The following is a 12,274-nucleotide window of genomic DNA, read 5'->3' as shown; positions in this document are numbered from 1 at the left end:
CCTCCGTCAAGAAGGGCGCCCCACGTATCAACTACGCGTCGTAGTCGTGGTCCATCCGGTCCTGCATCTCCGTGTCGTCGATGTCCTGACGACCACGGCTGGGCTGCCCCTGCGAGCCCTGCTGACCACGCTGGCCGCGCTGGGGCTGGCCCGGCTGGCCGGGCTGACCGGCGCGCTCACGCGCCTGGTCCATCTTGCCCTTGCCCTTCTGCTGCCACTGGCCCTGGTCCTGGTGCTGCTGGTCCTTCGTACCCATGTGGGTTCACTCCTGTGGTGAGTGAGAGTGGGGAGGTCGGCCCCTCAGCGGGGCCACGACCAGATTCACACGGCCCACCACGCTGCGCATGTGGATCAGTTACGTTCCGTGACCCGCGCCGCCTCGTCCGCCGCCCCGCCCGCGCCGACCAGCCCGGACCGCATCCCTTCGAGGCGCGGCCCGAACCGCTTCATCTCCCGCTGCCCCACCGACCCGATGAGCCCCGGCAGATACCCGCGCACGCTCTGCATGCCCCGCAGCCACCACTGCGCGTACACATGCGAGGACCGCCGCTCGATGCCCGCGACGATCCGGTCCACCGCGGGGCCCAGCGGATACGTCTTGTTCGACGGCCACGGCAGCCGCTGCCGCAACTCCCGCATGACGTCGTCCTGATCGGCCCCGCGCACCATGTCGGTGTCGGTCCACGACAGATACCCGACGCCGACCCGCACCCCCTGGTAGCCGACCTCGGCCCGCAGACTGTGCGCGAACGCCTCCACCCCGGACTTGGAGGCGCAGTACGCGGTCATCATCGGCGCCGGGGTGATCGCCGCCAGGGAGGCGATCTGGAGCAGATAGCCCCGGCTCTCGACCAGCACCGGCAGGAACGCGCGGGCGGTCACCGCCGAGCCGATGAGGTTGACCTCGATCACCCGCCGCCAGGCGTCCGGGTCGGAGTCGATGAACGGACCGCCCGTCGCCACACCGGCGTTGGCGACCACGATGTCGACCTTCCCGAACCGCTCCTTCACCTCCCGCGCCACCCGGGCCATCACCTCGTGGTCGGTGACATCGGCGTACCAGTGGGCGCTCTCGCTGTGCAGCCGCCCGGAGACCTCCTTGAGGGCCTCCTCCTCCAGGCCGACCAGTGCCACCTTCGCCCCGCGCGCGGAGAGCTTGCGGGCGAGCAACTCGCCGACGCCGCGCGCCGCTCCGGTGACGACCGCGACCTGTCCCTCCAGATCGACCCTGCTCATGCGCCCTCCTTGATCGGCTGGGGAGCGGGCTCGCCGGCCCCCGTGACATACATGCTGACGAGGTCCCGGATCCGGCCCGTGACCCGCTCGGGCTCCTCGACCGGGGTCATATGGCCGGCGCCGGGCAGCTCGGTGAGTCCGGCGCACCGCGGCAGTTCGGCGACCAGGGCGTGCGCGTGCACCGGGGGCACGAGGCGGTCGGCCGTGCCGTGCAGGACCGCGGTGGGCATGTCCAGCCGCCGTACCCCGTGGTCGAGATCGAGCGAGGCGAGCACCTGGGACCAGGCGTGCCGGGCGCCGGTCGGGCAGCCGTGCACGATCCGCGCGCACGCCTCCACCATCTCCGGCGTCGAACGGGCGCCCATCGTGCCGTACTTGAGGATCCGCTTGGCGAGCGGTGTGACCGGTCCGAGCGGGGCGCGCGAGCCGAGGACGCCGGCGCTGAGCCGGGTGCGCAGCGGCCCCTCGCGCAGTGGCAGCACCCGGGCCTCGGCGACCAGGCGTGAACTGCCGGTGCTGGCCAGCAGGACGGCGGCCGCGTGGGCGCGGAAGCGGGGCCGTTCGGCGGCCGCCATGATCGTCATGCCGCCCATGGAGTGCCCGGCGATCAAGGCCTGTTCGCCGTCTGTGAGCGTCGCGGCGAGCACCGCCTCCAGGTCGTCCGCGAGTGCGCGGGTGGTGCACACGGGGCTCGCGGGGCTGCGTCCGTGCCCCCGCTGGTCGTACACGATCACCCGGTGGTCCCCGGCCAGTTCGCGGATCTGCGCCGCCCAGAAGGCGGTCGAGCAGGTCCAGCCGTGGGAGAGGACGACGGCGGGCGCGTCCTGCGGCCCGTGCACCTCGACGTACAGCCGCGCGTCGTCGGTGGAGGGGACGGTGAGTTCCCGGGCCGGGGCGGGCGGGGCGTAGGCGCCGGAGGTCATGTGGGTGACACGGGGGCCGCTCATGCGGCGACCTCGTCGGTGCGGGAAGCCTCAGCGTCGTCAGGGGACTTGGGGGCCTGGCGGGTCCCGGCGCCGCGGATCACCTCGTACTCCCCGAGGTCCACCTGCCGGGTGGCGCGCCGGAACTCGGTCGTCGTGCCGGGCCACACGGTGGTGTTGCGCCCGCTGGCGTCGAGGTACCAGCTGGTGCAGCCGCCGGTGTTCCACACGGTCCGCTTCATGCGCTCCTGGACCTTGTGGTTCCAGGCCGCGACGGCGCCGGGCCGGGCGTCGAGGGCGGTCCGGCCGCCGAGGACGTCGAGCTGGCGCAGATAGTCGGCCATGTAGTTCAGCTGGGACTCGATCATCAGGATCATGGAGGAGTTGCCGAGGCCGGTGTTGGGCCCGATGACCGTCATGAAGTTGGGGAACCCGGCGGCGGTGGCACCGCGCAGCGCCTGCATGCCGCCCTTCCACGACTCGGCGAGGGTGATGCCCTCCGCGCCGACCACGCGCTCGGCGATCGGCATGTCCGTGACATGGAAGCCCGTACCGAAGACGATCGCGTCGACCTCGGCCTCGGTGCCGTCGGCGGCGACCAGGGTCGAGCCCCGCACCTCGCTGAGCCCGCTCGCGACGACGTCCACATTGGGCCGGGCCAGCGCCGGGTAGTAGGTGTTGGACAGCAGGATCCGCTTGCAGCCGATGCGGTAGTCGGGGGTGAGCCGGGCGCGCAGGGCCGGGTCCTTGACCGCGCGGGCGATATTGCGCTTGGCGAGCTGCTCGACCAGGCCGAGTTCGTCGGGGCGCTTGGTGAACGCCTGCACCTGGAGCTCCCGGATGCCCCACAGCAGGCCGCGGCGCAGCTGGGTGGTCAGCGGCAGGGCGCGGTGCAGCCAGCGCTCCGCGGGGCTGATCGCGCGGTCCACCCGGGGCATCACCCAGGGCGGGGTGCGCTGGAAGAGGGTGAGCCTGCCGACCTGCGACTGGATGGCGGGCACGATCTGGATGGCGGAGGCGCCGGTGCCGACCATGGCCACGCGCTTGCCGCGCAGATCGTAGTCGTGGTCCCAGCGGGCGGAGTGGAACACCTTGCCGGGGAAGGAGTCCAGGCCCGGGATGTCGGGCACCTTGGGGTCGGACAGCGGTCCGGTGGCGGAGACGACGACATCGGCGGTCAGCGCTCCGCGCGTGGTCTCGATGTGCCAGCGCAGATTCTCCCGGTCCCAGCTGAGCAGCTTGACCTCTGCGCCGAACCGGATCTGCGGGCGCAGTCCGAAGACATCGGTGACGTGCTCCAGGTAGGCGCGGATGTGCCGCTGCCCGGAGAAGGTGCGCGGCCACTCGGGGTTGGGCGCGAAGGAGAAGGAGTACAGATGGGAGGGCACGTCGCAGGCGCACCCGGGGTAGCTGTTGTCCCGCCAGGTGCCGCCGACGTCCTCGGCCCGTTCCAGTACGACGAAGTCGGTGATCCCCTCGCGGCGCAGCCGCACGGCGGCACCCAGCCCGCCGAAGCCGGACCCGATCACCGCCACCCTCACATGCTCGTGCTCGGCCATCCCGGAGCCTCCACGCCTCGCCTTGAAATGCCGCCCGTCAATGCTGCCAGTGAACACTGGCACGATGGGACTGTAGAGCAGCTCCGTACCGAGCGGTAGGGGGCGCGGGAAGGAAAGTTACCGGCGGTACGCCATAGGCTTCGGGCGTGGCAGCAGAGACCGAACACCCGGAGGCAGCCCGTCGGGGCCCGCGCGAGTACCGCACGGAGGAGCTGGCGCGACGGGCCGGCATCACCGTGCGCACCCTGCGCTTCTACCGCGAACGCAAGCTGCTGCCGCCGCCCCGCCGCGAGGGCCGTATCGCCTGGTACGACGACCATCACCTGGCCCGGCTGCGCACCATCGGCGCCCTGCTGGAGCGCGGCCACACCCTGACCGGCATCGCGGAGCTGGCCGAGGCCCTGGACCAGGGCCGGGACGTCGCCGACCTGCTCGGCGTCGGCGCCCCCACCGAGGAGGAGCCGATCCGCCTCACCCCGGAGGAGCTGGCCGCCCGCTTCGAGGGCGAGGTCACCCCGGAGAACCTGGCCGCGGCCATGGAGCTGGGCTATCTGGGCACCGACGGCGACAAGATCGTGCACATCAGCCGGCGCCTGCTGGACGTCTCCTCCGCCCTGGTCCGCGAGGGCATCCCGCTCGCGGAGGTCCTGACGGCCGGCGCCCGCGTCCGCGAGCACGCCGAGGCCCTGGCCACCCTCTTCTCCGACCTGATCCTGCGCCACGCCCCCGAGGAGGACCTGCACCGGCTGCGCCCCCTGGCGCGCAGCGTGGTGGAGGCGGAGCTGTCCCTGGCGATGGACCGGCAGCTCAGCAAAGGAGAGTAGGGGGAGGGGGAATTAAGGGGAGTAAACGGTCGGAGGGGGCTAAGCGCCGTAGGTCACGGTCACCGGCGCGTGGTCGGACCAGCGCTCGGCGTGCGAGGCCGCCCTCTCGACCCGCGCCTTGAGGGCCCGCGCGGCGAGGCCCGGCGTGGCCATCTGGTAGTCGATGCGCCATCCGGAGTCGTTGTCGAACGCCCGCCCCCGGTACGACCACCAGGTGTACGGGCCGTCGACGTCCGGATGCAGGGCCCGTACGACATCGACGTAGCCGCCCTCCTCAGGGGCGAGGACCCGGCCGAGCCAGGAACGCTCCTCGGGGAGGAAGCCGGAGTTCTTGGTGTTGCCGCGCCAGTTCTTGAGGTCGGCCTCGCGGTGGGCGATGTTCCAGTCGCCGCAGACGACCACCTCGCGCCCCTCGGCGGCGGCGCGTTCGCGCAGTGCCCCGAGGTGGTCGAGGAACTCCGCCATGAAGCGGATCTTCTCGTCCTGCCGCTCGGTGCCGACCTCGCCGGAGGGGAGGTAGAGAGAGGCGACGGTCACACCGGGCAGGTCGGCCTCGACATAGCGCCCGCTGCCGTCGAACTCGTCGGACCCGAAGCCGATCCGCACCCGGTCGGGCTCGCGCCGGGTGTACAGGGAGACACCCGCGCGCCCCTTGGCGGCCGCCGGGGCGTGCACCACATGCCAGCCCTCGGGCTCGCGCACCTCCTCGGGCAGCTGATGCGGTTCGGCGCGCACCTCCTGGAGGCAGACGACGTCCGCCTCCGTCCCGGCCAGCCACGGCACGAAGCCCTTCTTGGCGGCGGCCCGCAGCCCATTCACGTTCACCGAGGTCACAGTCAGCACCACAGCACGATACCGGCACACTGGACGAAGCCCTCACGAGCGAGGGATCCCTCCCGCATGGAAGCGCGATGCCCAGATGAACATTCGCCGCGTAGGTTTCGACCACCCCGACGCCATAAAGCTCAACGACGCGGTGCAGGCCGAATACGCCCTCCGTTACGGCGACGACGGCGATGAAACCTTCCTCACCCCGCAGGACTTCCTCCCGCCCCGGGGCGTGTACCTGATCGCGTACGACGAGTCCGACCGCCCGGTGGCCACCGGCGGCTGGCGCAGCCAGGAACGCAACGACGAGGGCTACTCGGACGGTGACGCCGAGCTGAAGCGCATGTATGTGGTCGAGGAGGTGCGCGGCCGGGGCCTGGCCCGCCGGATGCTGGCCGCCCTGGAGGAGGACGCCCGCGCGGCCGGGCGCCTGCGGATGGTCCTGGAGACGGGAACCAAGCAGCCGGAGGCCATCGCCCTGTACACCTCCAGCGGCTACACGCGCTGCCCCAAGTTCGGTTACTACCGCTTCCACGAGGAGAGCCGCTGCTTCGCGAAGGACCTGTAGGCCGAGGGGAGGCCCGGGCGGGGCCGGAGCGACGGACACGAAAGCCCCGCCACGGCTTGCGGGACGCGCGCCCGGTGAAATGGTCGTACAACATGTCAAAGCCCCGGTCGGTTTCCCGACCGGGGCTTTGAGCTGCGTGGACCTGAGGGGATTCGAACCCCTGGCCCCCTCGATGCGAACGAGGTGCGCTACCGGACTGCGCCACAGGCCCTTGCAACGAGTGAAACTCTAGCACCCTGATCGGGGTGCTTGGAAATCCGTTCCCGAACTGGTCAGGGGCGGCTTCCGGATGCGACGGCCGTCACTCGTTGGCGGCGCGCGGACGGTCGCCGTCCTCGTACTGGTCGAAGAGCGGCGTGCGCCCGCGCTCACGGGAGCGGCGGGCGGAGGCGGCGCGGCGCGCGCCACCGCGGCCGTCGGCCGGCCGGTCCGCCGCGGCGGACGCGGGCTCACTCTCCTCGGCCGCGGGCGCCTGGCCCGTCTCCTGCTCCGGGGCGACCGAGCTGGACCGCGCCGAGCTCCAGGTGTCCGGCCCGCCGAGATCGACGCCGGAGGTGGCCCGCGGCGCGACCGGCGCGGTCACGTACGTGGGCAGGGGTACCGGCACCGGGTCCCAGCTGTCGCCGTGGCCGGGCCGCCGCTGCCGCTCGCGCTGCTGGTCGACCCACTCGGCGTGGTCGGTCTGCTCGACCAGGGCGCGCCGGTCGGCGGCGAGCGTGGAGAGGCCGGGGTCCGTGTCGGTCCCTGTGGCCTCCTCCGGTTCGTCGGCGGCGCGGGCGGCCTCCGGGGTCGCGCGCCGGCGCGGCTGGCGCTCACGCAGTCGCTGGGCGGCGGCCTCGGCGCGGCGGCGGTCCATCTGGTAGGCGAAGCGGCGGCGTTCCTGGGTGCGCAGATAGCCGATGTACGCGCTCAGGAGCAGCGCGGGCGCGGCGGGCGCCCACAGGAAGGCGAGGCCGCCGACGGCGGCGACGATCGCGCCGACGGTGAAGGCGAGGAAGAGCAGCACGGTGGTGCGCCGACGGCGCGCGAGCACCTTCGTGCGCCGGGCGCGCGCTGCGGCCGCCTGTGCCGAAGGTGCCGAGGGGGCGCGTCGGGGTGCCGGTGCGTGCTGCTGCGCCGGGACCGCGGGGGCGTGGCCCCGGTCGGATTCGGGGCTCCGGGACACCTCGGGCTCGCCCTCCACCGGGATCTGACGGCGGGTCGGGGGCATGGCGAAGGCCCGGACGTCCACCGAATCGGTGACGGCGTCCGGATCGACGGCGCCCTGCTCCCCCTCGTCGGTGGAGCGCGCCCGCAGGTCCTTGGCGTATCGGCGCTCCATCCCCGCCCGTCCGGAAAGCAGCCGGATGGCGGTGCTGAAGCGTTCCGTCGGACGGGCCTCATTCAGCTCGTCCTGCCTACGGAGCCACATCGGCACCAAGTAGGCGGCCCAGGCCCCGACAATGACTGCGTAGATGAGGCCGCTGCTGCTCACGCCTCACACGGTAGAGGGGTTTGGCCGAAGGGATCCGCCAATTGAGCCGGTGTGTCGCACGATCTGGCTGATATTTCCAGCATTTTTTGCGACCCTTAGGATCAGTATTTCGAACGCATATTCAATTTCTCGGTCCTTGTGCCGCCGACCGCGCCCGCCGCCACCGTCCGAGCAGCCCGTCCGGCACCTCCTCGGCGGTCAGCGCGAAGACCAGATGGTCGCGCCAGGCGCCGTCGATGTGCAGATAGCGCGGCCGGGGCCCCTCCTCGCGGAATCCGAGCTTCTCCACCACCCGGCGGCTGGGCCGGTTCTCGGGGCGGATGCACACCTCGATGCGGTGCAGTCCGACGGTGCGGAAGCAGTGGTCCACCACCAGCGCGACGGCCGTCGGCATCACCCCGCGCCCGGCCACCGACTCGTCCACCCAGTAGCCGATGTGCCCGGAGCACATCGATCCCCAGGTGATCCCGGCGACCGTCAACTGCCCGACCAGGCGCCCCTGGTACTCGATGACGAACGGCAGCATCCGGCCCGCGTGCGCCTCACGGCGCAGATGCCGGACCATCTGCCGGTACGTCGGCCGGTGTGCGACCGGGCCGCTCGGGGTGGGCGGCGGGATCGTGGCCTCCCAGGGGCGCAGCCAGTCCCGGTTGCGGCGGTTCACCTCGCGCCACTCGCGCTGGTCGCGCAGCTTTATCGGCCGCAGGACGACGTCGCCGTCCACCAGCACGACCGGCCAGGTCGACCCGTTCAGTTCGCACCTCCCGAGCTGGGTCTGGCGTGGTCGCCGCCGCGGAGCTGGTCGACGGCGTGGGCCAGCAGGGGCTCCAGGACGGCCAGTCCGTCCTTCACCCCGCCCGTGGACCCCGGCAGGTTGACGATCAGGGTCCGGCCGGCGACCCCGGCCACCCCCCGGGACAGCGCGGCGGTCGGCACCTTCTCCCTGCCGAACGCCCGGATCGCCTCGGCGATGCCCGGCACCTCGTGGTCGATGACGGCGCGGGTCGCCTCGGGGGTGCGGTCGGTCGGGGTGAGGCCGGTGCCGCCGGTGGTGACGATCGCGTCGTACCCGGCGGCGACGCCCTCGCGCAGGGCGGCCTCGACCGGCTCCCCGTCGGGCACCACCCGGGGGCCGTCCACGGCGAAGCCGAGGCGCGTGAGGCCGTCGGCGATCAGCGGGCCGCCCCGGTCCTCGTAGACGCCCGCGGCGGCCCGGTTGGAGGCGGTGATCACCAGGGCGCGGTAGCTCATGCCCGGCTCCACTCGCCCGACTTGCCGCCCGTCTTCTCCAGCACGCGTACGTCCGTGATGACCGCTCCCTTGTCGACCGCCTTGACCATGTCGATCACGGTGAGCGCGGCGACCGTCACCGCGGTGAGGGCCTCCATCTCGACGCCCGTGCGGTCCGTGGTCTTCACGGTGGCCGTGATCTCCACGGCGTCGTCCGCGACCGACAGATCCAGTTTCACACCCGACACCGACAACGGGTGGCAGAGCGGGATCAGGTCCGGGGTGCGCTTGGCACCCATGATGCCCGCGATCCGCGCGGTGGCCAGCGCGTCTCCCTTGGGCACCCCCTCGCCGCGCAGCAGTTCGACCACGCGGGGCGAGACCAGGACACGGCCGCCGGCGCGTGCGGTGCGCGCGGTGACGTCCTTGCCGGAGACGTCGACCATGCGGGCCGCGCCGGCCGCGTCGAGGTGCGTGAGGTGGTCCTGGGCGGGGGATCCGGGGGTCTGCCCCCGGGACGGTTCGGTCATGCTGTGCGGCGCTCCCGGTCCGGGCCCGCGCCGTGCGGGGCGCGGGCCTGCTGTGCGCGACACGGTACCGCCAAGTAGCGCCGCGCAGCCGCCCAGGACGTGCCTCAGCCGAGCGGTACGACCTCCACCTCGGTGCCGGGCTCGACGGACTCCATGTCCTCGGGTACGACGATCAGCGCGTCCGCGTGCGCCAGCGCCGCCACCAGGTGGGAGCCCGCGCCGCCGACCGGGGTGACCTCCCCGTCGGCGTACCGGCCCCGCAGGAACTGCCGGCGGCCCTTCGGGGAGCGCAGCGCCTTGTCGGCGGTGAGCGTGGCCCGCACCACCGGCCGGTGCAGATCGGTGAGGCCCATCAGGGCGCGGATCGCGGGGCGGACGAACAGCTCGAAGGAGACGTACGACGACACGGGGTTGCCCGGCAGCGCGAGCAGCGGTGTGTGGTCGGGGCCGATGGAGCCGAAGCCCTGGGGCTTGCCGGGCTGCATGGCCAGCTTGCGGAACTCGATGCCGCTGCCCGGCACGTCCTCGTCGCCGATGTCCGCCAGCGCCTCCTTGACCACGTCGTACGCCCCGACGCTCACGCCGCCCGTGGTGACCAGCAGGTCGGCGCGGATCAGCTGGTCCTCGATGGTCGAGCGCAGGGTGTCGGCGTCGTCGGCGACGGCGCCCACCCGGTAGGCGATGGCGCCCGCGTCCCGCGCGGCGGCGGTGAGGGCGAAGCTGTTGGAGTCGTAGATCCGGCCGTGGCCCAGCTGCTCACCGGGCTGGACGAGTTCGCTGCCGGTGGAGACGACGACCACGCGCGGGCGGGGGCGCACCTTCACCGTGCCCCGGCCGATCGCGGCGAGCAGCGCGATCTGCGGCGGCCCGAGGATCGCGCCGGCCGCCAAGGCGCGGTCGCCCGCCTTCACATCGCTGCCCTCGGCCCGTACATGCGCGCGTGCCTCGACGGGCCGGTGCACCCGCACCTGGCCCTCCGCGTCCTCCGGGGCCAGGCTGCGGGCCCGCATACCGCCGGCCGGGCCCTCGCCGAGCCCGCCGTCGGTCCATTCGACGGGGACGACGGCCTCGGCGCCGGGCGGCAGCGGGGCGCCGGTCATGATGCGGGCGGCCTGGCCCGGTCCGACACGCACCGGGTCGTCGGCGCCGGCCGCGACATCCCCGATGACCTCCAGGGCGGCCGGGAACTCCTCGCTGGCGCCCGCGACATCGGCGACCCGTACCGCGTACCCGTCCATCGAGCTGTTGTCGAACGGCGGCAGTGACACCGGCACCGTGACGTCCTCGACCAGGACACAGCCCTGGGCGTCGAGCAGTTGGAGTTCGATGGGCTCCAAGGGCTGGACCGTGGCGAGGATGTCCGCCAGGTGCTGGTCCACCGACCACAGGTCGTCTTCGCCGGTCGGGCGGGTCGCGGCGCTGCTCAACTCTGCTGCATCTCCTCGGCTACGTAACTGCGGAGCCAGGTCCGGAAGTCCGGGCCCAGGTCTTCACGTTCGCATGCGAGCCGGACAATGGCACGCAGATAGTCGCCGCGGTCGCCGGTGTCGTAGCGGCGGCCCTGGAAGACGACGCCGTGCACCGGGCCGCCGGCCCGCTCGTCGTCGGCGAGTTGCTGGAGCGCGTCGGTCAGCTGGATCTCGCCGCCGCGGCCCGGTTCCGTCTTGCGCAGTATGTCGAAGACATGCGGGTCGAGGACATAGCGGCCGATGATCGCGTAGTTGGAGGGGGCGTCGGCCGGGTCGGGCTTCTCGACCAGTCCGCTGATCCTGACGACGTCGCCCTCGGCGGTGGCCTCGACGGCGGCGCAGCCGTAGAGGTGGATCTGCTCGGGCGCGACCTCCATGAGGGCGATCACGCTGCCGCCGTGCTGCTCCTGGATCTCGATCATGCGCTGGAGCAGGGGGTCGCGGGGGTCGATCAGGTCGTCGCCGAGCAGGACCGCGAAGGGCTCGTGGCCGACGTGCGGGGCCGCGCACAGCACGGCGTGGCCGAGGCCCCTGGGGTCGCCCTGGCGGACGTAGTGCATGGTCGCCAGGTCGCTGGATTCCTGCACCTTGGCGAGCCGGCTCGCGTCGCCCTTCTTCTGAAGGGCCGACTCCAGCTCGTAGTTGCGGTCGAAGTGGTCCTCCAGGGGACGCTTGTTACGACCGGTGATCATCAGGACGTCGTCGAGCCCCGCGGACACGGCCTCCTCGACCACGTACTGGATCGCGGGCTTGTCGACGACCGGCAGCATCTCCTTGGGAGTCGCCTTGGTCGCCGGCAGGAACCGGGTACCAAGTCCCGCCGCCGGAATGACAGCCTTGCTGATCCTGGGGTGCGCCTGAGTCATGCCCGCCACCTTAACCGGCGATCCTTGGCGCGACCTGGGGCTGCGCTTGGCCCACCCTTTGACGACGACCGGGACGACATGGACGCCGTGAACGGCGGACGGAAAGGGTGCGGGAACGACCCGTGGAACACGACGGACGCGTGGACGAGCCTGACAAGAGGACATTGCGGCGGGGCCTCCTCGCGATGAGGAACGGGCTGCCGGACGATGACGTACGGGAGTCGGCCCGCGCGCTGGCCGCGCACGCCCTGGAGCTGCCCGAACTGGCGGGGGCGCGCACGGTCGCCGCGTACGTCTCCGTCGGCGCGGAGCCCGGCACCGGCACACTCCTCGACGCGTTGCGCGCGCGGGGCGCCCGGGTCCTGCTCCCCGCGCTGCTGGCGGACAACGACCTGGACTGGGGGGAGTACACCGGGCCCGGTTCGCTGACCGAGGTGCGGCACGGCTCGAAGATGGCCCTCCTCGAACCCTCCGGCACCCGGCTCGGCCCGGACGCCGTGACGGGCGCGGACGTGGTCCTGCTGCCCGGACTCGCGGTGGACACGCGCGGGATGCGGCTGGGGCGCGGCGGCGGCTCGTACGACCGTGTCCTGGCCCGGCTGGAGCGCGCGGGCGCGCGTCCCCGCCTGGTGGTGCTGCTCTACGACACGGAGGTCGTCGCACGGGTCCCCGTGGAGGAGCACGACCGGCCGGTGCACGCGGTGGTGACGCCCTCCGGGGCACGCCGCTTCACCTGAGGCCCGCGGAGACGCGGAACGGCCCTCCAC

Annotated in this window: 14 protein-coding genes and 1 tRNA gene; 3 read left to right on the top strand and 12 right to left on the bottom strand. The window is 72.6% G+C overall.

Features of this window, described 5'->3' with window-relative positions; genetic code table 11:
• Window positions 1-31: 31 nt before the first annotated feature.
• The 4 genes from HEP81_RS22225 to HEP81_RS22210 form a co-directional block, all read right to left on the bottom strand.
• On the bottom strand, window positions 32-256 hold the full coding sequence (locus HEP81_RS22225) for a hypothetical protein (protein ID WP_037663571.1): 225 nt from the start codon (window positions 254-256) through the stop codon (window positions 32-34).
• A gap of 95 nt (window positions 257-351) precedes the next feature.
• Window positions 352-1,236 (bottom strand): SDR family oxidoreductase, encoded by an 885-nt coding sequence (locus HEP81_RS22220; RefSeq protein WP_037663570.1) that lies wholly within the window; start codon window positions 1,234-1,236, stop codon window positions 352-354.
• Window positions 1,233-2,183, bottom strand: a complete 951-nt coding sequence (locus tag HEP81_RS22215) for an alpha/beta fold hydrolase (RefSeq protein ID WP_037663568.1) — start codon at window positions 2,181-2,183, stop codon at window positions 1,233-1,235. The genes HEP81_RS22220 and HEP81_RS22215 overlap by 4 nt, the downstream gene beginning before the upstream one ends.
• Window positions 2,180-3,718, bottom strand: a complete 1,539-nt coding sequence (locus HEP81_RS22210) for a flavin-containing monooxygenase (RefSeq protein WP_037663566.1) — start codon at window positions 3,716-3,718, stop codon at window positions 2,180-2,182. The genes HEP81_RS22215 and HEP81_RS22210 overlap by 4 nt, the downstream gene beginning before the upstream one ends.
• A gap of 146 nt (window positions 3,719-3,864) precedes the next feature.
• Between HEP81_RS22210 and HEP81_RS22205 the strand changes: the two genes are divergently transcribed.
• Window positions 3,865-4,542: a MerR family transcriptional regulator gene (locus HEP81_RS22205; RefSeq protein ID WP_051850695.1), complete on the top strand. Its 678-nt coding sequence runs from the start codon at window positions 3,865-3,867 to the stop codon at window positions 4,540-4,542.
• Between the two features lie 39 nt (window positions 4,543-4,581).
• Here the strand turns inward: HEP81_RS22205 and HEP81_RS22200 are convergent, their stop codons facing one another.
• On the bottom strand, window positions 4,582-5,376 hold the full coding sequence (locus HEP81_RS22200; protein ID WP_037663603.1) for an exodeoxyribonuclease III: 795 nt from the start codon (window positions 5,374-5,376) through the stop codon (window positions 4,582-4,584).
• Window positions 5,377-5,461: 85 nt separating this feature from the next.
• On the opposite strand from HEP81_RS22200, the gene HEP81_RS22195 reads away from it, so the two are divergent.
• On the top strand, window positions 5,462-5,938 hold the full coding sequence (locus tag HEP81_RS22195; protein ID WP_037663564.1) for a GNAT family N-acetyltransferase: 477 nt from the start codon (window positions 5,462-5,464) through the stop codon (window positions 5,936-5,938).
• Window positions 5,939-6,075: 137 nt separating this feature from the next.
• Here HEP81_RS22195 and HEP81_RS22190 read toward each other — a convergent pair.
• The 7 genes from HEP81_RS22190 to galU form a co-directional block, all read right to left on the bottom strand.
• A tRNA-Ala gene (locus tag HEP81_RS22190) sits at window positions 6,076-6,149 on the bottom strand.
• Window positions 6,150-6,239: 90 nt separating this feature from the next.
• On the bottom strand, window positions 6,240-7,412 hold the full coding sequence (gene sepX / locus HEP81_RS22185; RefSeq protein WP_172636938.1) for a divisome protein SepX/GlpR: 1,173 nt from the start codon (window positions 7,410-7,412) through the stop codon (window positions 6,240-6,242).
• Between the two features lie 121 nt (window positions 7,413-7,533).
• On the bottom strand, window positions 7,534-8,142 hold the full coding sequence (locus HEP81_RS22180) for a GNAT family N-acetyltransferase (protein ID WP_172636937.1): 609 nt from the start codon (window positions 8,140-8,142) through the stop codon (window positions 7,534-7,536).
• 20 nt (window positions 8,143-8,162) lie between these two features.
• Window positions 8,163-8,663, bottom strand: a complete 501-nt coding sequence (locus tag HEP81_RS22175; RefSeq protein ID WP_037663561.1) for a MogA/MoaB family molybdenum cofactor biosynthesis protein — start codon at window positions 8,661-8,663, stop codon at window positions 8,163-8,165.
• On the bottom strand, window positions 8,660-9,172 hold the full coding sequence (gene moaC / locus HEP81_RS22170) for a cyclic pyranopterin monophosphate synthase MoaC (protein ID WP_037663560.1): 513 nt from the start codon (window positions 9,170-9,172) through the stop codon (window positions 8,660-8,662). Before moaC ends, HEP81_RS22175 begins: the two co-directional genes overlap by 4 nt.
• Before the next feature lie 104 nt (window positions 9,173-9,276).
• A complete protein-coding gene (glp, locus tag HEP81_RS22165) occupies window positions 9,277-10,599 on the bottom strand; it encodes a molybdotransferase-like divisome protein Glp (protein WP_037663557.1) in 1,323 nt (440 codons plus the stop codon).
• Complete coding sequence (gene galU / locus HEP81_RS22160; RefSeq protein ID WP_154823068.1) at window positions 10,596-11,507, bottom strand: UTP--glucose-1-phosphate uridylyltransferase GalU; 912 nt, start codon at window positions 11,505-11,507, stop codon at window positions 10,596-10,598. Before galU ends, glp begins: the two co-directional genes overlap by 4 nt.
• Before the next feature lie 185 nt (window positions 11,508-11,692).
• Here galU and HEP81_RS22155 point away from each other — a divergent pair, with 185 nt between their 5' ends.
• A complete protein-coding gene (locus HEP81_RS22155; protein WP_051850284.1) occupies window positions 11,693-12,244 on the top strand; it encodes a 5-formyltetrahydrofolate cyclo-ligase in 552 nt (183 codons plus the stop codon).
• Window positions 12,245-12,274 lie beyond the last annotated feature (30 nt).

The organism is Streptomyces griseofuscus, assembly GCF_014673495.1.
In the GTDB taxonomy this organism is placed as follows: domain Bacteria; phylum Actinomycetota; class Actinomycetes; order Streptomycetales; family Streptomycetaceae; genus Streptomyces; species Streptomyces murinus.
The sequence above is the reverse complement of the archived record's forward strand: the minus strand, read 5'-3'. Positions and strand labels throughout refer to the sequence as shown.